At 63.3% G+C, this 19,545-nt stretch carries 24 protein-coding genes and 1 pseudogene; 8 read left to right on the forward strand and 17 right to left on the reverse strand.

Annotation, left to right across the window (positions count from 1 at the left end; genetic code table 11):
* On the reverse strand, positions 1 to 429 hold the full coding sequence (locus tag K6I40_RS28420) for a hypothetical protein (RefSeq protein ID WP_255682023.1): 429 nt from the start codon (positions 427 to 429) through the stop codon (positions 1 to 3).
* Between the two features lie 226 nt (positions 430 to 655).
* Between K6I40_RS28420 and K6I40_RS13400 the strand changes: the two genes are divergently transcribed.
* The 3 genes from K6I40_RS13400 to K6I40_RS13410 all read left to right on the forward strand — a co-directional run bounded on the left by K6I40_RS13400 (position 656) and on the right by K6I40_RS13410 (position 4,046).
* On the forward strand, positions 656 to 1,162 hold the full coding sequence (locus tag K6I40_RS13400) for an LUD domain-containing protein (protein ID WP_222919539.1): 507 nt from the start codon (positions 656 to 658) through the stop codon (positions 1,160 to 1,162).
* Between the two features lies 1 nt (position 1,163).
* Positions 1,164 to 3,491, forward strand: coding sequence for an LUD domain-containing protein (locus tag K6I40_RS13405; protein ID WP_222919540.1), 2,328 nt, complete (start codon positions 1,164 to 1,166; stop codon positions 3,489 to 3,491).
* Positions 3,492 to 3,602: 111 nt separating this feature from the next.
* Positions 3,603 to 4,046, forward strand: a complete 444-nt coding sequence (locus tag K6I40_RS13410) for a hypothetical protein (protein WP_222919541.1) — start codon at positions 3,603 to 3,605, stop codon at positions 4,044 to 4,046.
* 121 nt (positions 4,047 to 4,167) lie between these two features.
* On the opposite strand, the gene K6I40_RS13415 is transcribed toward K6I40_RS13410, so the two are convergent.
* From K6I40_RS13415 to truD, 13 genes are all read right to left on the reverse strand, one after another.
* Complete coding sequence (locus K6I40_RS13415) at positions 4,168 to 4,422, reverse strand: DUF3194 domain-containing protein (RefSeq protein ID WP_222919542.1); 255 nt, start codon at positions 4,420 to 4,422, stop codon at positions 4,168 to 4,170.
* Positions 4,423 to 4,821, reverse strand: coding sequence for a prefoldin subunit beta (locus K6I40_RS13420; RefSeq protein WP_222919543.1), 399 nt, complete (start codon positions 4,819 to 4,821; stop codon positions 4,423 to 4,425).
* Positions 4,822 to 4,887: 66 nt separating this feature from the next.
* On the reverse strand, positions 4,888 to 5,430 hold the full coding sequence (locus tag K6I40_RS13425) for a DUF2243 domain-containing protein (protein WP_222919544.1): 543 nt from the start codon (positions 5,428 to 5,430) through the stop codon (positions 4,888 to 4,890).
* Positions 5,431 to 5,513: 83 nt separating this feature from the next.
* The gene (locus tag K6I40_RS13430) at positions 5,514 to 5,780 is read right to left on the reverse strand and encodes a KEOPS complex subunit Pcc1 (RefSeq protein WP_222919545.1); all 267 of its coding nucleotides are present in this window, start codon (positions 5,778 to 5,780) and stop codon (positions 5,514 to 5,516) included.
* 5 nt (positions 5,781 to 5,785) lie between these two features.
* On the reverse strand, positions 5,786 to 5,920 hold the full coding sequence (locus K6I40_RS13435) for a DNA-directed RNA polymerase subunit P (protein ID WP_124196427.1): 135 nt from the start codon (positions 5,918 to 5,920) through the stop codon (positions 5,786 to 5,788).
* Between the two features lie 18 nt (positions 5,921 to 5,938).
* Positions 5,939 to 6,205: a 50S ribosomal protein L37ae gene (locus K6I40_RS13440; RefSeq protein ID WP_222919546.1), complete on the reverse strand. Its 267-nt coding sequence runs from the start codon at positions 6,203 to 6,205 to the stop codon at positions 5,939 to 5,941.
* A gap of 105 nt (positions 6,206 to 6,310) precedes the next feature.
* The gene (locus tag K6I40_RS13445) at positions 6,311 to 6,517 is read right to left on the reverse strand and encodes a hypothetical protein (RefSeq protein ID WP_222919547.1); all 207 of its coding nucleotides are present in this window, start codon (positions 6,515 to 6,517) and stop codon (positions 6,311 to 6,313) included.
* Between the two features lie 159 nt (positions 6,518 to 6,676).
* On the reverse strand, positions 6,677 to 7,438 hold the full coding sequence (locus tag K6I40_RS13450) for a DUF2103 domain-containing protein (RefSeq protein WP_222919548.1): 762 nt from the start codon (positions 7,436 to 7,438) through the stop codon (positions 6,677 to 6,679).
* 346 nt (positions 7,439 to 7,784) lie between these two features.
* On the reverse strand, positions 7,785 to 8,630 hold the full coding sequence (gene surE, locus K6I40_RS13455; RefSeq protein WP_222919549.1) for a 5'/3'-nucleotidase SurE: 846 nt from the start codon (positions 8,628 to 8,630) through the stop codon (positions 7,785 to 7,787).
* 26 nt (positions 8,631 to 8,656) lie between these two features.
* The gene (locus K6I40_RS13460; RefSeq protein WP_222919550.1) at positions 8,657 to 9,109 is read right to left on the reverse strand and encodes a zinc ribbon domain-containing protein; all 453 of its coding nucleotides are present in this window, start codon (positions 9,107 to 9,109) and stop codon (positions 8,657 to 8,659) included.
* A gap of 101 nt (positions 9,110 to 9,210) precedes the next feature.
* Positions 9,211 to 9,537 carry a hypothetical protein gene (locus K6I40_RS13465; protein ID WP_222919551.1) on the reverse strand — a complete coding sequence of 109 codons (327 nt, stop codon included), beginning with the start codon at positions 9,535 to 9,537 and terminating at the stop codon, positions 9,211 to 9,213.
* Between the two features lie 86 nt (positions 9,538 to 9,623).
* Positions 9,624 to 9,920 carry a hypothetical protein gene (locus K6I40_RS13470; protein ID WP_222919552.1) on the reverse strand — a complete coding sequence of 99 codons (297 nt, stop codon included), beginning with the start codon at positions 9,918 to 9,920 and terminating at the stop codon, positions 9,624 to 9,626.
* Positions 9,921 to 10,051: 131 nt separating this feature from the next.
* Entirely contained in the window at positions 10,052 to 11,431 is a 1,380-nt protein-coding gene (truD, locus tag K6I40_RS13475) for a tRNA pseudouridine(13) synthase TruD (RefSeq protein ID WP_222919553.1), read from the reverse strand.
* Between the two features lie 108 nt (positions 11,432 to 11,539).
* On the opposite strand from truD, the gene K6I40_RS13480 reads away from it, so the two are divergent.
* Complete coding sequence (locus K6I40_RS13480; protein ID WP_222919554.1) at positions 11,540 to 12,220, forward strand: hypothetical protein; 681 nt, start codon at positions 11,540 to 11,542, stop codon at positions 12,218 to 12,220.
* A gap of 54 nt (positions 12,221 to 12,274) precedes the next feature.
* On the opposite strand, the gene K6I40_RS13485 is transcribed toward K6I40_RS13480, so the two are convergent.
* Together K6I40_RS13485 and K6I40_RS13490 are read right to left on the reverse strand one after the other, a co-directional pair.
* Positions 12,275 to 13,048, reverse strand: a complete 774-nt coding sequence (locus K6I40_RS13485; RefSeq protein ID WP_222919555.1) for an ABC transporter permease — start codon at positions 13,046 to 13,048, stop codon at positions 12,275 to 12,277.
* Positions 13,045 to 14,034 carry an ABC transporter ATP-binding protein gene (locus tag K6I40_RS13490; RefSeq protein ID WP_222919556.1) on the reverse strand — a complete coding sequence of 330 codons (990 nt, stop codon included), beginning with the start codon at positions 14,032 to 14,034 and terminating at the stop codon, positions 13,045 to 13,047. Before K6I40_RS13490 ends, K6I40_RS13485 begins: the two co-directional genes overlap by 4 nt.
* Before the next feature lie 358 nt (positions 14,035 to 14,392).
* Here K6I40_RS13490 and K6I40_RS13495 point away from each other — a divergent pair, with 358 nt between their 5' ends.
* The 4 genes and pseudogenes from K6I40_RS13495 (at position 14,393) to K6I40_RS13515 (ending at position 17,782) form a co-directional block, all read left to right on the forward strand.
* Positions 14,393 to 15,349, forward strand: coding sequence for a TIGR03557 family F420-dependent LLM class oxidoreductase (locus tag K6I40_RS13495; protein WP_222919557.1), 957 nt, complete (start codon positions 14,393 to 14,395; stop codon positions 15,347 to 15,349).
* 15 nt (positions 15,350 to 15,364) lie between these two features.
* Positions 15,365 to 15,568: a hypothetical protein gene (locus tag K6I40_RS28425; RefSeq protein ID WP_255682027.1), complete on the forward strand. Its 204-nt coding sequence runs from the start codon at positions 15,365 to 15,367 to the stop codon at positions 15,566 to 15,568.
* Positions 15,569 to 15,717: 149 nt separating this feature from the next.
* A pseudogene (locus tag K6I40_RS13505) lies at positions 15,718 to 15,819 on the forward strand (LLM class F420-dependent oxidoreductase); the annotation flags it as partial.
* 946 nt (positions 15,820 to 16,765) lie between these two features.
* Positions 16,766 to 17,782, forward strand: coding sequence for an aldo/keto reductase (locus K6I40_RS13515; RefSeq protein WP_222919559.1), 1,017 nt, complete (start codon positions 16,766 to 16,768; stop codon positions 17,780 to 17,782).
* Positions 17,783 to 18,259: 477 nt separating this feature from the next.
* Here K6I40_RS13515 and K6I40_RS13520 read toward each other — a convergent pair whose 3' ends face one another.
* Positions 18,260 to 19,456: a Xaa-Pro peptidase family protein gene (locus K6I40_RS13520; RefSeq protein WP_222919560.1), complete on the reverse strand. Its 1,197-nt coding sequence runs from the start codon at positions 19,454 to 19,456 to the stop codon at positions 18,260 to 18,262.
* Positions 19,457 to 19,545 lie beyond the last annotated feature (89 nt).

Genomic DNA, 19,545 nt, shown 5'->3' on the forward strand with positions numbered 1-19,545 from the left:
TCAGCTCCCCCCGTCGTTGTGGGCGACTCGCATCAGGTCCAGTGTCCGCTGGAACGCGCGCAGGTGCTGGAAGATCCGCTTGTTGTCGCCGGTCAACTGCAGGTGGCCGTCCTCGTTGCGGACCGCGGTTCGATAGTGCGACGCGATGATTTCGTGGTTGAACGCGGGCGGCGTCTCCTGGACGAACTCCTCCCAAGTCTCGCGGTCGCCCTCGACGCCGAACGACCACTGGTGATTCATCGTCGGATTCGGCACGAGGTTCTCGACCTCGCCGCCGTCCATCTCGAGGAGGACGCGCTCGTCCCCGATCTCGACGTAGAAGTTCTCGGAGAATTTGTCGTGGCCCCTGACCTCCATCTCTGGATCGCCGTTTACCGTCTCTTTGTACGACTCCCACCACTCGTGGGTGCCGAGTTCAGTGTCAGCCATTGAAACCACACCGCACGTTTTCCGAACGGCTCAAAGTACCTCACACAATGGAATCCGACAACTCGAGCGCGAATACAACGCGGAAAGCGCGAACGGACGCGGAGACGCCGAGCACGGCCGGCAGTTCGGTCGCGATTCGACCGTGAGCCGATTAGTCGTACTCTCCCACGAAGTGACACTGAGATTACCATCAGTCTCTTCACCGTTCATCTGGATGTGTGAGGCGATGACAGTCGACACAGTCGGTCGATTCGAACGCGCACTCGAGGGACTCGAGGTGGGATTCGAGCGCGTCGCGGCTGCCGACGCGAGCGAGCGGATCGGAACGATGGCGGAGGAGCCAGCGGTCGGTGCCCCGCTGCCCTTTGAAGGAGTATCGCTCCCGGAGTCAGTAACGACCGATCCGACAACTGCCGAGCTGGCGGATGCTCGGACCGGCGTCACCCCGGTTGGGTTCGCGATCGCAGAGTATGGCACCGTCGCCGTCGAGTCGACGGCCGACGGGGCGGAACCGATCAGTCTCTACCCGGAGCGACACGTCGCGGTCGTCGCCGAGAGCGACATCGTGCCGAACATCAGCGCCGGCTTCGACCGACTCGCGGACGGATTCGACACGGGTCGGGACAGCGTCGTCTTCGCGACCGGCCGGAGCGCGACCGCGGACATGGGTGACCTCGTCCACGGCGTACACGGGCCCGGCGACGTCCACGTAATCGCCCTGGAGGACCGATAGGATGGCCCAACGCACGCGATCGGAGCAGGCCGACCGGATTCGGCACCTGCTCGAGACCGAAGGGCCGGCGATCCACGCTCACGCGAGCGCCTCGAACGCCCGCCGAAAGGAGACCTACGGCGGAACCGATGACCTCGAGGCCCTCCGGACCGACGCGCGAGCGATCAAGGAAGACGCCATCGATCGGCTTCCCGAATTGATCGAGACGGTCCGGGACGCGGTCGAGGCGAACGGTGGCACCGTCTACGTCGCCGACGACGCCGCGGACGCGAACGAGTACGTGGCCGACGTGGTCCGAAGCGAGGCCGCAGACGGAGCCGACGCCGACGCGGCGACCGCGGAGCCGTCGGTCGTCAAATCGAAATCCATGACGACCGAGGAGATCGATTGCAACGACGCGCTCGAGGCCAACGGGATCGACGTCACCGAGACCGACCTCGGCGAGTGGGTGCTACAGGTCGCGGACGACACGCCCTCCCACATCGTCGGGCCGGCGATGCACATCTCCCGCGAGGAGATCGCCGACCTGTTCAACGAGCGGTTCGATCCCAGTGACCCCTTTGAGACGGCCGAGGAACTGACTCGCTTCGCCCGCGATCACCTCGGTGAGATCATCGAGGGAGCCGACGTCGGAATCACTGGTGCAAACTTCGTCGTCGCCGACAGCGGGACGATCACCCTCATCACGAACGAGGGCAACGCCCGCAAGTGCGCGGTCACGCCCGATACCCACATCGCGGTTGCGGGCGTGGAGAAACTTATTCCGTCGCTCCCGGACCTCGAGCCGTTCGTCGATATCATCGCCAAGAGCGCGACAGGCCAGCCGATCTCCCAGTACGTGACGATGCTGACCCCGCCGACGGACTCGCCGACGGTAGACTTCGATCGACCGGACAAGCCGATTACGGCCGGTACCGACGGTTCAGACGACATCGCGGAGACGGCGGACGACACCGGAGACCCGGACCGCGATTTCCACCTCGTCTTGCTTGACAACGGTCGCATGGACATGCGCGAGGACGACCAGCTCCGGGAGACGCTGTACTGCATCCGCTGTGGGGCCTGCTCGAACTCCTGTGCGAACTTCCAGTCCGTCGGTGGCCACGGCTTCGGCGGCGAGACGTATTCGGGCGGGATCGCCACCGGCTGGGAGGCCGGCGTCCACGGTCAGGACTCCGCGGCCGAGTTCAACGACCTCTGTACCGGCTGTACGAACTGTGTCGATGCCTGTCCAGTGAAGATCGATATCCCGTGGATCAACACCGTCGTCCGGGATCGAGTCAACCGGAGCAGCGAGCCCGAGTCCTACGACTTCCTCGTCGACGGGCTCACCCCCGACGAGGAGAACGGTGGCCTCGACCCCGGTAAGCGCTTCTTCGGCAACATCGGCACCGTCGCGAAGGCCGCCAGCGCGACCGCGCCGGTCTCGAACTGGCTCGCCGACGCCGGCCCTGTCCGTGCGCTCCTGGAGCGAACCCTCGGTATCGACCGACGGCGCGACCTGCCGACCTTCCAGCGCGAGTCGCTCGTCGACTGGTTCGAGAGGCGAGGCGGCTTCGCCGCCTCGAGTCAGCGTGCGGAGCGGGCTAACTCCCGGGACCGTGGGGTCGACATCGACCGCGAGGTCGTCCTCTACCCCGACGTCTACACGAACTACGTCGACGTCGACCGCGGGAAGGCCGCCGTCCGGACGCTTGAGGCACTGGGCGTTCCGGTCCGCGTGCCGGACCTGCCCGAGAGTGGGCGTGCGGCGCTTTCCCAGGGGATGATCGCAACGGCGGACCGGCAGGCCAGCCAGCTCTACGCCACGCTGGCAGAAGATTTAGACGCCGGGCGCGACGTGGTCGTCATCGAACCCTCCGATCTGGCGGCCATGCACCGCGAGTACGAGCGCCTGCTGCCCGAGGAATCCTTCGCACGACTCCGGGACGGCAGCTACGAGATCTGCGAGTACGTCTATGGCCTCCTCGAGAACGGAGCCGACTCGGATATGCTGTCGAGTGGCGATGGCGCGGAACCGGTCGCTTACCACTCCCACTGCCAGCAGCGCACGCTCGACCTCGAAGCGCCCACCGTCGCCGTCCTCGAGCGCTGTGGCTACGCGCCCGAAACCTCGAGCGCCGAGTGCTGTGGGATGGCTGGTTCGTTCGGTTACAAACGGGAGTACTACGAGCTCAGTGTGGACGTCGGCGAGCGGCTGGCGGGGGAGGTCGACGGCGCGGAGACCATCGTCGCATCGGGCACCTCGTGTGGCGACCAACTCGAGACGCTGCTCGAGCGGGACGTGTCGCATCCGATCGAGTTACTCGCGCCCGGCGCTCGAGCGTAACGTCGGCGCGCTGCCGGGTCCGGGTCAGACGCCGGTCGGGGTCCGTCCGGAGCGGTGTCGGTCGAACCGGATCCTCCATCGTTACGTGGCGGGAGAAATATCACTCGGGTAATGACTTCGCCATCGATACGCGATCACCTCCGACCGACCGACAGCGACTACCCGGACGGGATCTATCGCGTCGTCGGAACGGGCGACGATACCATCACCCTGCTCCAGGTCGGTGACGCGGACGGTCGACGGGTCACCACCGGAGAGATCGTGACGGTCGACGACGCGGAACTCGAGGCGTTCGAACCGGCCAAAAACCCGGACGGGAACCGACGGCTCGGAGCGAGCGTGATTTCGAGCCTCGAGATACTCTACTGGCGGTTTCGCGCCTTCGGGCAGCAACTGGCAGCGCACCCGTTCCCGACCGCCGTCGCCGCGGCGCTCGTCGCGATGGGCTACGCCGGTGACTCGATCGGGCCGCTCTCGGAAACCGCCGCGAGCGTGGCGCTGTTCGCCGGTGTCGTCTCCCTCGCATACGTCGGTAGCGGGTATCTAAGTCGGTAGCGTCCGCGCTGCTCGGAGACGGGTCTCCGACTCGGTCACGTTCGGAGCCCGACAGGAAATAGCCGGTCGCCACCCGTCGGTGAGTGATCGACACCGTGAGACGGACCTCGAGACCGTTCCGCTACCCTTCGAACAGCTCGTCGACCGCGTGCCGCGCCGCGAGCGCGGCGTCGTCAGCGACCTGTTCGGGGTCGGCCTCGTCGTCGTCCTCGGGCGCGTTGAGGTAGACGTCGACCTCGAGGATGCCGTCCTCGAAGACGACGGTCACGTCGTAATCGCGCACGTCGGACTGTTTGTACTGTGAAAAGATGACGCCTTCCGCGGCGTCCGAGGCCGTCTGGACGACGGTCTCGTCCGTCGGCTCGTCAGTCGACATTTACGCGCCGCCAGCGCCCGGGCCGCCGGGGCCGGCCGGACCGCCGCCCATGCCGCCACCGCCGAGCATGTCCTCGAGCTCCTCCTGGAGGCTCTCGAACTGGTCCTGAACGCGCTCTTCCTGCTTCTCGAGGGTCTCGAGACGGATCTCGAGGGAGTCGACCTTCTCCTCAAGGTCCTCTTCGGCCTGATCGTAGTCGGTCTCGACGAGGAGTTCGCCGACGTTTCGGTACATCGTCGTTCCCTCGTCGATGTTCTCGAGCTCGTCGAGGGCGTTCTGTGCCTCGGTGAGACCCGATTCCGCTTCCTGTTTCTGGACGGCGACTTCCTGTGCCGTCTCCTGCAGGTCCTGTAGCTGCTCGATTTTCTCTTGTGCTTCCGGTGGCAGGTTTCCTTGCATATCTCGACCGTCGCCCTCCGGACTGATAAAGCCAAGCTTTGTCTTCCGTCCCGGCGGCCCAGATCCCTATCCGCGTCCGCCCGTCGCGACCGTCTCGTCGCCGGTCGTCGGCGTCGTGGCGCTGTCGGTCCGGATCACGAGATACCCGCCACCGAGGAAGAGCGCACCCCAGAGCAGGAAGAGCGCGTCCCAGAGGACGATCGGTCCCGGTCCGGCGGGCCAGACGTGATGAATCCCGAGCAGTTGGTGATTCACGAGCCCTTCGAGGAGGTTGAAGACGCCCCAGCCCATGATCACCGCACCCAGCAGCGTCCGTCCGGAGTCGGGAACCGAATGAAAGCGCCACGCCCGCGAGAGTAGTACGACGCCGATGATGGTGAACACGTACGTCGCGAGGTGAAAGAGCCCGTCGGCCAGCACGTTGAGCTCGAGATCGGTCGCAACGCTCGAGTCCGGGTAGGACGACAGCATATGGTGGATCTGGAGGATCTGATGGAAGACGATGCCGTCGAAGAAGCCGCCTAACCCGAGTCCGAGCGCGAGGCCGGCGATCACCAGCGGCTTGGCATCCCGCCGCAGCCCGAGCCACGTTCCGTTCCGGTCGGCCATACGGCGGGTTCGGCGACGACGACGAAGACCGCGTTGCCTGCCGGTACAGGGATGGCGCGATGCGCTCAGTCGAGACTCCCCGTTTACTGGGACGCGAGAATAGCCTCGCCGGCGTCAGCGGTCCGTTCGGCGACATCGACCAACGAAAACCAGGTGTTCAGCGCTGCTCGAAGGGCGATAACGTCCTCGGCGGCAATGTCGATGCAAACGCGCGAGCCGTCCCGCTCGAGGGTCGTCTGCGATCGCTCGTCGTCGATCTCGCCGATTTCGCGGGTGACGCTCGCGGCGACGAGTTCGGCACGCGACGAGGTCTCGTAGTCGAACTCGAGGGTCGCGTCGTGAGAAGACACGCCGGTTACTGGACGCCGACTTCCTTGACGTCGCGGCTGCGTTCCTTCAGGAGTACGCGGTGGCCGCAGTAGGGACAGCGGACGCCGCCGTACTCGTCGAGCTGGACGTCGCGTTTACAGCGGGAGCATTTGTAACTCATACTGGGTCTCGAAACGCGTTATTCGTCGTCGTCCTCTGCGAGAGCAGCGCGGATGGAGCGCTGAACGGTACGGCCGGCGGGGGTCTCCGGACGGTACGCGCCGCCGGTGAAGACCTTGCCAGTCTCCTCGTTCTTCCAGATGCCAGTGCCGACGCGGGTGACGTCGTCGCCGTCGACTTCGGCGTTCTGCATGTCATCTTCGATCTCGCTGACGCGACGTCGGGCGACGCGGCCGTAGCGGGCACCGAACCGACCAGCGCTACCGACCTCTCCTTTGTTGGCCATAGTGGTCCACTCTATCGCCAGCGGATTCTTAAACCTGTTGAGTCGCGACGGTTCCCGCAGTCCTGATGGCTCCGGCGGGCTGACTGGCCCGTCGCCGGTCTCCGATCAGGAGTCGCCGATCCGCTCGGCGACCGGCCACGCGAGTAGTTCCAGGAAGACGAGCGCGAGCGCGGCGAGGTAGCCGGCGATCGCGAGCGGCGCAGTGAGCAGTCCCATGCCGACGCCTGGGGCCGCAAGCAGCGTACGAACGGCGAGGCCGCTCACCGCTAACAGCGGGATCAGGGTTAGGACGGCGTCTGGTCGCTCGACCATGGCTAATTATATCTAATTACGGCCGGGCCGTTAAGGCTCGGACAACCAGCAGGAACTGACACTTCCATCGACTCGTTACAATATTTGCTGCGGGACTCCCTGCTGCGGAACCGATATCGGCGGTTGGCAGTCCAAAACGCTGACTCGAACGGGCAGTGGCTACTGGAATTCCGAGTCGGCGAGCACGTCGTTGAGATCGTCCCGGATTCGCTCTCCCATCTCCCGGTCGCGAGCGGTCGTCACGACGCGGTTTTCCTGTACGCTCGAGCCGTTCCGGAGGAGCATTCGAACGTTGCCGCCATCGTCGGCGCGAGTCACTTTCGCGCGCATGCCCGACTGAGAGCCCTTCCCGCCGGCGTCGATGGGCCCGGGGATCACCTTCTTGACGTGGGGGTGGTCCGCGACAGTGTGGATGGCTCGCATCCCCGTTCGGCCGCCGATGAGCGTCGAGTGACTGCCGCTGATCTTCTCGGCCGGCGGCGTCTCGACGACATCGAGCGCGCGATTTCCGCGGCGCTCGAGGACCGCCCGAACGGGATCGTCGTCGTCGACGCGGTAGAAGGGGTGATGGATGTCCTCCCGGACGGCGCGAATGACCGTTCGCACGCCGCCGGCGTAGACCTCTTCAGGACGCTTCCGGCGGATCTCGTCGCCGATCAGTCCGGCGAAGTTTCGGAGTTCGATGGGTTCGTTCTCGCCGTCTTCGGGCGTTGTCGTAATCGCCGTCTCGCCGAGCACCTGCTCGTCTGCATCGATCTCGGCGTCTCTCGCTGTCGGCTCGTCGGGCTCGTCAGCGAGCATCGTGATGGTCGCCCTATCGCGCGCCGCCTCGAGGACGATTGCCTCGGTGTTGGTCTCTCGACAGACCAGACAGAAGTCCCCGGGTTTCTCGAGCGGCGATGCGCAGTGGCGACACTCCATAGTCGTTCTTGGCGGGACGGATGTAAAACAGGTCTGTTTCCGACCGGACGCGGTAGTCGTCGGTCGGACACCGCTTGAACGGACCGAAATTCAGTTCCCAGAGAGTACAACTCGGACCGACGCCGAGTCCGGATTAGCCGCTCCCGTCCGCATCGTCTCGTCGCTCCCGACCGCTCTCCGTGACGCCGTCACGTTACCTCGATATCGGTGAGACACACTGCCGTCTTCTCGCCCGTACTGCTTCCGAGAGCGACGGCTCCGAGCCAGCGTTCGATTGGATATCCCTTGGAACTGACTCCCTAAATGGTGTGGCTTTGAAATACCAGGAGACCATGACCGTCAGTCATTACAGGATTCGATCGAAGACGTTCTGCACCGGCTCCGTATCGACGACGTCGTAGGGAACCCGAAGTGGGGAGATCGATACCGCTTCCTCGAGCACGGCGTGGCGGTCGGTGTCCTCGCCGTCGGGAATGTCCCGGTTCGACATCTGTTGCCAGAGGCGGTTAGTCAACTGAAACGCGCCGTCCTCGAACGCCGCGTCCATCTCGTAGACTTCGGTCGGGCGCGTAATCGCGAAGCCGTTGGGCTCGCAATCCGGTCGGGGGACGTTGACGTTCAGGTAGTCCACCCGATCGAACAGGCCGGTGCCGGGTGTGGCGCTGACGAGATCGGCAGTGATCTCACCCGCTCGTTCGAAGTCCGCGGGCTCGAGGTCGTCATCGTAGCCCAGCGTGTCCATCGAGACAGCGATCGATGGAGTCTCGAGGAAGGCAGCCTCCATGGCGGCGCTGACGGTTCCCGATCGAGAGAAGACGTAGGCCCCGAGGTTCGCGCCAGAGTTACAGCCGGAGACGACGATATCGGGTTCGGGCTCGAGGCCTTTCGTGCCGACGATGGCGCAGTCATAGGGAGTGCCGTCGACGGCGTACCCGAGTTCGTGGTCGGTGTGAGGGACCGGCGAGGTGAACGAGTCCGTCTCTAGGTCCAGCGAGAAGTCGTCAGCATCGTCGCGCGACGACCTCGTCCGGCCGTAGGAGAGTGATCGGCCGACCGCGCTCCGATTCCGGTCGGGCGCGACAACGGTGACCGTGCCGACCGCTGAGAGGGCGTCGTACAGTGCCCGGATGCCGGGCGCGTCGATTCCGTCGTCGTTCGTCAGGAGAATATGGGGTTCCGAGTCCAGGTCCATTGGCTGGTCGTTCGATAGCGGGCGAGCTACGTAGCAGTTCGGTTCCCGGACGATGACCGACTGACCGTGTCCGCGAGTTTCGTCCCGCAGGCCGGACAGTACCGCGAGCCGTCGGCGACTAGCGCATCACAGTCGGGACAGGCTAGACTCTCGTCCGGGTCGGCGACGGCCTCGAGGGCCTCGCCACAGGACGGGCAGTAGTCGGCCGACATCGGGACATCCGCGCCGCAGTTCGGACAGCCGGTGGCGTCCTCCCAGAGAACGCGACGCTTCGATTTCGAGATGTAGTTGTACGCGCCCCACACAACATTGCCAAGTCCCATCGAGAACCAGAACGTCAGGACCGCGACCAGAATGTGCGAGACGACCGAACCGAACTCCCGGTCGACCATCACGACACGATCCGGCGTCTCCTCCTCGATCGCCCAGCCCTGCGCCACGAGGTCATCGATCTCTCGTTGCAGCCGTTTACTGTGCATGGACGTGGTAGGACTCGAGCGAGCAAAAGGGTGTCAGTGAAACCGGAGTTGTCACTGCCCCGTTTATATTCCGGATGAGTCTTCAGGGAAGCCGTTTGGGGTCAGTGCAGGCGTGCTGACACCCGGTCAATCACCGGACTGTGTGGGACGTCCATCGCGCGGTACATCCACCCTTGAACGAGAATTGAGACGAACAGTCCGCAGACGAGAATCATCGGATACCACGTCGTCGGGATTCCGTTCCAGTGCACCCACGACGCGCTAGCGACGCCGACGGCGGTGAACAGAATCGAACTGACGAGATGGAGCTTCGAGACCAGCGGCTCGCGCGATCGCTGTTCGGTGGTATAGATGCGCTGTTCGGCCAGCCCTAGTGATCCCTGAACGACGTACACTACCGACATAAATACGAAGAACAGCTCGAACATATAGGACGCTATTCGTGACAATCAGTTAATTCTTTTGTCGATCGCTCCCCCAGCAGTTCGACCGGGAGCCGAACCGGTCATCGCCGTCACCACGGCAGGTACCGCCGAAGACGAGCCACCATCGATGGCTCGTGTCGGACCCAGAGCGTCGTTCCCTCGGCGTCAAACACCGCCTCCGTGGCGGGAATCCGCTCGCCGTCCGGGAGGTGGAAGTACTGATCGCCGGCCGGAACCGTCCCGCCGCTGCTCGCACCGAACAGTGACTTCGATCGCCCTGTCGGCTCCGGAACGGGCTCGCTGTACTCGATTTCGTACACCGTCTGCCCGTCTTCGGTCGTCTTCCGCCAGTCAACTATTTCGCGGGTCTCGTTCGTTCCGATCATATTCGGGGATTCCCCCGATTTGCCGGCTGACGAGTGACGTGGACCATTCGTTCGAATACCACTCGTGATGGCATGCTAAAGGCTTCGGCGAGGGTATCGAGCGGCGAGACTCGGCCTCGAGCGAAGCGATGTCAGCCGAGGTCGACCGGATTGACCTTCAGATACTCCCGCGAGACGACGGTCGCGTACGACCCCTTCGGCAGCGCGAACTCGAGGGTCAGCGGGTCAGTCTCGAGGCGCAGATCAGTTCGAAGGAGCATGGCTCGCCGCGTCCCGGTCGAGTCGAACTCGCCGGGGAGGTCGAAATCAGCGGGCTCGAGGCCGAGGTCGTCAAGGACGGCGCGCTCGATCTCACCCTGCTCGCCGTCGGCCAGTTCGGTCTCGGTGCCGACCAGCGGCGCGGTGACGAACGCCCGGCCGCGCTCGCAGTGGCGGGTCACCGAGTCGACCCGGCGCTCGTTGACGCGCTGGAGTCGGTCCGTATCGGGCAGTGCGAGCCCGTCAGGGGCGTCGGTATCAGAGAAGCAGACGACGTCGCCCTCGACGGGGCGATCGAACGGTAGGCCGCGTTCGAGCCGTTCGGAGAGCATCAGGTTGAACGCGTAGGATTGGGCGGCGTGGACGAACAGCCGCTGGAGATTCGAGGGGACCCGCTCGAGAGCTTCTCTGAACTCTGCAGGACCAGGCTCGCCGTCGTCCTCGGCGAGTGCGTGGATCATCGACCGCTCGTAGCGCAGGCGGTGCGGGACGCGCTCGAGGGCCGCCTGCCAGTCGCGAGTCTCCTCGACGAACGTTCTGGCTTCTTGGGTTCCCTCCGGTTCCGCCTCGGTCGGGTTCCCTAGATAAGCCATCACCGCACCCTCCCAGTCGTCGCGGGCGATCGCGAGCCCCACCTTGTGCGTGACCGGCCGACGGCTGCCGAAGCGCTGCTGGCCGAAGAAGTTGGGGACGCCGATCGAGGTCGCGTCCCCGCTCGAGCCGTCTGCACTGCCACCGCTCCGGTGTCGATCATCGAGTCCGCCGAACTCGCTCAGTTCGTCCGTGATCGTCGCGGCGTTTTCCGGCTGTTCGGGATCCGTGATAACGAGTTCGAACGCGTTACCGGCGAGGTCACCGAACTCGAGGTTTCGGCCGGCCTTGCCGAGCACCTCGATCTCGACGCCATTGATCTCCGGCAAGTCCTCGGGATCGGCTCCGTAGACCGAGAACAACTGGGTCGTCACGGCGTACTTGTCCTTTGTCCCGGCCCAGTTGACCTGCTCGCGGGAGATTCCTAGCGCGTCCGAGAGCCGCGAGGCGAAGTCGTTGGTGTCCCACCCCTGCAGCGTCGCTCGAAAGACGAGGTGTGGGTAGGCGTCCGTCGGCGCGTCGACGGGTTCGGTGTCAAAGCGCTCGAGTTCGCGCACCCGGAAATCGGCGTCGTCCTCGCGGAGACGGCCGCCGACGCCGTCCGCGTCGCTGACGTAGTACTCCATACCGACGGCCTGCTCCGTGGGGTGGCCTGAGCGCATACTGATTGCCGTCGATTCGAGTGCCGCGCGTAAATCGGTTCGTTCTCGAGTCTTGTGCTTTACCACCTTCCCAGATAGAGCAACAAACATGTAATAGATGTAGCCACTATGATCTATTTAGAGATGGAATCATCGCTAGTCGAATCACTTGCCATTGGTATTATCGGAGCAATTATTGGGTCCTTTCTGACAGATAAGTTTGCCAGAAATAGATCACGAGAAAATGACGTATATATTCCAATTTTCAAAAAGGTTCACAGTATTTCTCACTCCCTAAAATATGATGAAGAGGTAGGTGAATTCCAAAAGGTCTGGAGTGCTTTTGACGGAGATATTCAACAAAGGATTGATGGAAATACCAACATTCCCGGCGAACTTGTAATGTTAGATGGGAGAATATCCACACTCAATAATTTTCTGAGAGATTACCTAAATTCCTTAGATAACACGTCGACACAGTCAAATCTAATAGAAGATTCAGATAAGGAGTGTGAGATTGCCATAACGAAGAATAAAATGAAAATTCCAACAGAAGATTTTGTCAATCAGTTTGGAGAGACTATTATTACTGCAACTGAAAAGAGTGATCTCTGGAAAAGACTATGCTGGAAAGCGAAAGGCGATCAAATCCATTCTGAAATCAACGATTGGGACCCCTCTGGGAACATATTGAGCTCTTATGGAGAACCCGCACAGAAACGTATAGGAATCACCCTCAGATGTCCAAACCCCCGGATGAAGTATATAATGATGCAATCAATCAGGCTCAGAAAGCAAACGAAGGTCTGAAATCAGAAATAGAACAGATAGAATGATGATCTGTCTAAAACATCAAAATCTCAATTAGTCCGTCCGTGGGATCGACCGCGCGCCCAGCGCGAACGCAAGGACGGCGAGGATGGCGAGAATCCCGAGGTTCGCGAACGCGGGATCGATACCGGCGACCGTCGGCGTCTCCGCGCCCGAATAGGTTGCGGCCCGCACGCCGCGAGCGAAGTACGTCAGCGGCGAGAGGTTCACGAGCGGTTCGAACCAGCTGGGCAGTTGCGAGAGGGAGATGAACGTCTCCGAGAGGAAGAGCAGCGGGAGCCCGATCGCGTTGCTGGCGGCGACCGCGCCGTCCTGCGAATCGGTGTAGCTGCCGAGCATCGCACCGACGCCGCAAAAGCAGACAACGCCGACGAGGACGTATGGGATCAACAGCGGCGAGAACGTGATCTCCGCGCCGGTCAGCAGGACTACCAGTCCGAGGATGAGCAGGCTCGCCAGTCCGATGATCGCGGCGTTGACCACGGTCTGGGCGAGCAACCACTCGCCTCGAGTCAACGGCGTCGTCGCGAGTTTCTCGAAGCGGCTACCATCGCGGTGGCGTGCGACCTCGCTCCCCATCCGCGATAGCGGGGTAAAGAGGACGACGACGGCAAGGTAGCCCGGGACGTAGTAGGCCGCCGGTTCGGTGAACAGGCCCTCGCCGGTCGGATCGGTGCGGATCAGCGCACCGAAGATGACGATCAGGATCACCGGGAAGAAGAAGGTGAAGAAGACCGCCGTTCGCCGGCGGATGAACGACCGCCAGCCGGCGCTTGTCTCGGCCTCGACGCGACCCATTCGACTCATGCCGTCTCACCCGCGTGTGCGACGTCCGAACCGTCAGCCTGACCGTCTCCGCTTTCGAGCCGATCGGTTCGCTCGCGTTCCGTCGCGTCGGCCAGCGTGAGATAGACGTCCTCAAGGTCCGGTTCGGCCCACGAGAATTCGGTGTACTCGATGTCGCGGGCCTCGAGGTAGTCGACGACAATCCCGATCGCGGCGGGGTCGATGTCCCGGATGACCACCGCGCTATCCGGGTTTCGATTCCGGCCACGTTCCGGACGAGCGACCGGGTACTCGAGGTCTGCGAAGGCGTCTGGGTCGGCCGCCGTCTCGATCGTGAGCCGACTCGAGCCGCCGTGGTCGCGGACTAGGCGTTCAGGGGGTCCCTGTGCGACGAGCGAGCCGTCGGCGAGCAGGCCGACGCGGTCGGCGAGCCGTTCGGCTTCGGCCATGTCGTGAGTGGTAAGGACGACCGTCGTTCCATCGGCGGCGAGATCTTCGATCAGTCGCCAGACGGTGCGCCGGCCAGCGGGATCGATGCCGGTCGTCGGCTCGTCGAGGAAGAGCAGATCTGGGTCGTTGACCAGCGCAGAGCCGACGCAGACCCGGCGTTGCTGGCCGCCCGAGAGGTCCTCATACCAGGTGTCACCGGTATCGACGAGGCCGACGGCCGCGAGCACGTCGTCGGGATCGCGCGGGTCGTCATAGAGTCCTGCATAGTAGGCGAGCAGTTCCCTCGCGCTGAGCCGGCCGGGCGGCGAGAACGCCTGTGGCAACACGCCGAGCCGGTCGCGATCGACGGCCGACGGCGACGCGCCGAGGATCTGTGCCGTCCCGTCGTCGGGATCGGTCGTCCCGGTCAGCGCGCGGACGAGCGTCGTCTTGCCGGCCCCGTTCGGACCGATCAGCGCGAAGACCTCGCCGCTCGAGACCGACAGCGAGGCCCCGGATAGGGCGACGGTCTCGCCGTAGGCCTTCTCGAGGTCTGTCGCTTCGACTACGGCTTCCATACGAGTCGGTTCCGGCGCAGTGTGGGTAAGGGGTTCGGTTCGGGGAGCCAATACGTTCGCGGGTGGATACGTTGCTGGATCGGGATTCAGACGCGTTCGAAAAACCACGTTCCCCACTATTGTGGCACATGATATCGCCACGCCTCCATCTCTCGTATCGACCTGATCATCTCAGGGAAGTCCATACCCGATTATTGTTTCAGATCCTCTATTAACGCGATGCTCGAGTTATTGCCGTACCGACAGCAATTTGAGACAGCAGGAGAGCAGAAAACGCGCAATCAGAACCGTCACTCGTTCGAGTTCTTGCCCTCGCAGGGTCAACTATTACCCACTGATTCGTGGTACCGAATCGGGAATGACGACACTCGGATACACCCTCTCAAGCGAGGAGTTCGGCCCGACGGAACTGGTCGATATCGCCCGCATCGCGGAGGACGCCGGTTTTGATTTCCTCTCGATTTCGGATCACTTCCATCCGTGGGTCTCCGCCCAGGGGGAGTCGCCGTTTGTCTGGTCGACGCTCGGCGGGATCGCGGCAGCGACCGACGAAATCGAGGTCGGCGTCGGCGTCACCTGTCCGACGATCAGGATCCATCCGGTCAACGTCGCCCATGCGGTCGCTACCGTCGACGAGATGTTCGGCGATCGGTTCACCTTCGGCGTCGGCACCGGCGAGAACCTGAACGAACACGTCACGGGCGAGCGCTGGCCCGAACACGACGTTCGCCTCGAGATGTTGGACGAGGCAATGGACGTGATGCGCTCGCTGTGGACCGGCGAACCGACGAGCCACCACGGCGAGCACTACACGGTCGAGAACGCGCGCCTCTACACCATGCCGGACGAGCAGCCGACGACGATCGGGAGCGCGTTCGGCCCGCAGACGGCCGAGTGGGTCGCGGAAACCGCGGACGGACTCTGGTGTTCCGGCCCCAAATCGGAGCCGGTCGAGGCCTACGAGGACGCCGGCGGTGACGGGCCGAAATACAGCCAACTCCACGGCTGCTACGCCGACAGCGAGGAGGAAGCGATCGAGACGATCTACGAGCAGTGGCCCAACGGCTCGCTCCCGGGGGAGCTCGGCCAGGAACTGCCGACGCCGGCTCATTTCGAACAGGCCGCGCAAATGGTCGAGAAAGAGGATATCGCCGAAGCAGGGACCACCACCGAACCGGATCCGCAGGCCCACATCGACAGCATCGAGCAGGCAATCGACGCCGGCTACGATCACGTCTACTTCCATCAGATCGGGGACGAACAGGAGAAGGCGATCGAGTTCTACGAGGAGGACGTGCTGCCGTCGTTCCGGTGAGGAGAGGGGACCGAAGTGGCGCGCCGGTTCGGTGCTCGCTACGCGTCGGAGTGCAATTCGATCTCGATATCCGACTCGGACACCATCGTCACCTCGCCGGACCACGTCCGCTCGAACGCCGCGGTATCGGACCTCGAGCCACTGTCGAACCGGGCCCACGGCGCAGCACGCGGCGTCTACGAGGAGTACGTCGCGGAGCACGTCCACCACCGCTGGTAGCGCCGCGGTCGGCCGTCAGAGGGGGTTCACAACTTGTCGCACTTGCTATCGATTCGCGGGCGTTTCGACGGTCCCAAACGCACCTAGCCGATATGCCAGTCCCGCTCGAGGAGTACCATGGCGCGTTGGCTGCGGAGACTGCGACCGAACTCGAGGCCGGCTACGACCACGTCTACTTCCACTGGATCGGAGACAATCAGGAGAAGCCGATCGAACTCTCCGAGGAGGACGTGCTTCCGTCGTTCCGGTGACGGGCCAAATACGGATTACCGTTATTAAGTGATGCGCAAAATTTGATTTATGAGAGTGATCGAATCAAAAACAGGCCGTCGAACGGGAACACTACTCTTTGTGGTGAACACTCTGCCGATCGCGGGGCTGATCGGCTTCGGCTGGCGGCCGTTTCAAGCACTGTTCGTCTACTGGGTGGAAATCGGCGTAACGCTTCTAGGGTACTACGTCGTCGTGTTGTTCGGACAGCGAGACTCCAAACCTGAGGAAAAAGGTGGTGGATCGTATCCCGGGCCGGTACCACTCCCTGTACCCGATGGATCCTTCAGACCGATTCGATCGCTGCCGCCGCTTCGGACCGAAACGCGCGGTATATCCCTGCTACTGTCCCTCTCGTCGCGATCATCTGGTTTTTTCTCTCGCGTGCATTTTTGGATTTCCCGAACACCGGGGTCATGATTGAGGGGCGACCCGCTGCGGAATCGATCGTTGGGTACATCGCGCTATCCTACACACCCGAGGGGCTCATGACCGCCGCGATCGCCTCGGTAATCCAGCTGTCCTTACTCGGTCGCGACTTTCTCTCTCGGCGACTCGTTGATCGGTACTCCGCGGCGATGCTAGCGGAACTGCCGATTCGCATCGTCGGCGTCTGGTTCGTCGTATTGCTGCTGCTGGTCCCTGTCTATGCTGGAACGATATTATTTGATAGTGGACGTGGCGCTGTCGGCTTGGGTTTTTCCTTTTACTTCTTGGAGCGAAACTCGCCATTGATCGGGCCCTCCTTCGACTACGGTACGAACCGAATCCAGGGCTGTTTACTCAACTGTTCGTCCCGAACACGCGCGAAACAGAGTAGGCTCTTGCACGGGTCGTGGCCGTCACAGGCGCGGACAGCACTGACTGGACCGCTCGCCGTTCGCCGGTTCCCCATCCGTTTTGCCCCTCGCGAGTAAATCCACGACCATGGAGTACACCACGCTCGGCGACACGGGCACGACGGTCTCGAGGCTCTGCTTCGGCACCTGGCGCTTCGGAAAGGAGAGCGACGGCACCGTCGAAACCGACCGCGAGGAGGCCCGCGAACTGCTCGACACCGCCTGGGATAACGGGATCAACTTCATCGATACCGCGAACGTCTACGGCGATCCGAACGGCACCAGCGAGGAGTGGATCGGCGAGTGGCTCGCGGACCGGAATATCCACCGCGAGGACGTCGTCATCGCCTCGAAGGTCTACTTCCCGTTCGACGGTCGCGGCGAGCCCGGTCCGAACGACTCCGGACTAGGGCGCAAGCACATCCGCGCACAGATCGAGGGCACCCTCGAGCGGCTGGGCACCGACTACCTCGACCTCTACTACATCCACCGCTGGGACGAGAACACGCCGATCCGGGAGACCATGCGGACGCTCACCGAACTCGTCCGCGAGGGGAAGGTCCACTATCTGGGTGCCTCGAGCATGGCCGCCTGGAAGCTCACGAAAGCGCTGTGGACCAGCGACGTCGAGGGCCTCGAGCGCTTCGACGTGACCCAGCCGATGTTCAACGCGGCCGACACGGACGACGTGGGCAACTACCTTGAGGTCTGTGCGGACCAGGATATCGCCGTCTGTCCGTACTCGCCGCTGGCCGGCGGCTTTCTCACCGGGAAGTACGAGCGGGGCGAGGACGGCAGCGTGATCGCGCCCGACGGCTCCCGGGGCACCCTCACGGACCTCTTCGAGGACCGCTACACCAGCGAGACCGCCTGGGAAGTGCTCGAGGCAGTCAAATCCGTCGCCGATCAGGTCGACGCCACGCCCGCACAGGTCTCCCTGCGCTGGCTGATGGAACAGGACCAGTTTACCTGCGTTCCGATCGTCGGCGCACGGACGCCTGACCAGCTCGAAGAGAACATCGGCGCGGTCGAGTTCGAACTCAGCGACGACCAGTTCGACCGGATCGACGCGGCTCGCAATGCGGACGCCGACGGCTATCGCTGATTTCGGGAGTCGGTACTGCAGGTTCAGTAACCACAGTACGATTTGCTTACTAGAGGTGCAGACTGATCGTCCGGCCTGCGGTGGCGCGCGCTGGACCGCGTCGAACGAACGGTGAGACGCGGGCCGAAACTGCGCGAGGGATGAGCCAGTGAAACGAGCGAATCGGCTGGGGAGGTCGTGGTTCTCACCATTGCCACGATAGCAGGACACTGCCATTCGATTACTGGCAGTCGAATACAGCGTGAGCCGGTGACCCCTGCATGACCGGGGAGCAAAGTGTCCTGCTATCGTGGCAACAAGGAGCATCCACGCCCACCCCAGCCGATTTGTTCGCTCCTATCGTCGCTCACTCATCCCTCGCACGAGGTCATCGCCTGCCCTCGCTGTCGCTCGGGCAATCAACAGCGCGTGCCACCGCACGCCGAGAACCAGATACGGAGTGAGACATACCTTGCCTGTTCTTACCACGATTACCGTCTACTCTCTATTACCAGCTGTCGGCTCGAGCCCGATTCGATAGTCGGTCAGATTCTCGTACCCGCCCGCCGTGACGACCACGAGGTCCTCGATGCGGACGCCGCCGACCGCGGGATCGTAGATGCCGGGTTCGATCGAGATCACGTGTCCCGGCTTCAGTTCGCCGCCGGACGGCGAGACGCTGGGCTCCTCGTGGATGTCGAGGCCGACGCCGTGGCCGGTGCTGTGGATGAATCCCGTCTCGGTGTTCGGATCGCTTCGGAGCGTCGCGTAGCCCGCGTCCTCGATCACGTCGCAGGCTGCGCCGTGAACGTCGGCACCCGTCACGCCGGCCGCGACTGTCTCGAGGGCGGCCTCGTAGGCGTCGTGTGTGACCTCGTAGCGCCGTCGCGCTTCCTCGCCAGGGTCGCCCCGGGCGAAGGTCCGTGTCATATCGGCGAAGTAGCCCGTCTCCTTGTCCCGTGGGAAGATGTCGATCACGATCAGTTCATCGGGCTCGAGGGGGCCGCTGCCCCGATCGTGGGGATCCGCGCCGTCGGCCCCGCAGGCGACGATTGTCTCGTCTAACGCACAGCCGTGGCGCAACAGGGTGACCTCGATCTCTTCAGTGACGCGTTCGCTGGTAAGTGGCTCGCCGTCGGAGACGAGGATCCCGTCCTTGATGTCCGCGGTCGCGATCAACTCCTCTGCCCTCGCCATCGCGGCCTCGTTGGCCCGCTGGCTGGCCCGAATCTGGTCGACCTCCCAGTCCGTTTTCGTCGCGCGGATGTCCGTGACGATACCCTGACGCTCGACCGTCACCGCGAGGCCGTGCTCGCGGAGTCCGTCCGCGGTCCCCGTCGGGAAATTTCGGGGGACCGCGAGGGAGGCAACGTCGTGATCCTCGAGAAACGCCGCGAGCATACGTATCTTCCCCTCATACTGGCCGTATTCCGCCACCAGTCGCTGGTAGTCGTACGCGGCTCGGCGGGTGACCGAGTCGGCGTTTGCCTCCGCGTTCGCACGACCGTACTCGAGCCCGGAGACGAGGAGGTGGACGCCGTCGGCCGTGACGAGTGTCTGGTAGGGATCGGGCGCAGTGAAGCCCGAGACGTACCGCTGGTCCGAGTCCGAGGCATCGTCATCGATCAAGTAGCCGTCTAGTTCCTCGGCCGCGAGATACTCGCGGAGTGTCGAGAGATCGACGTCGACGTTCATAGACGGACGTGTGACGGCGGCCTACATAATCCCGGGGATCCCGGTCATTCCGGTCACAGCGAATCGATTCAAACCCACAAACTTATCAA

Origin of the sequence: Natrinema sp. SYSU A 869 (assembly GCF_019879105.1) — an archaeon.
Taxonomy (GTDB): Archaea; Halobacteriota; Halobacteria; order Halobacteriales; family Natrialbaceae; genus Natrinema.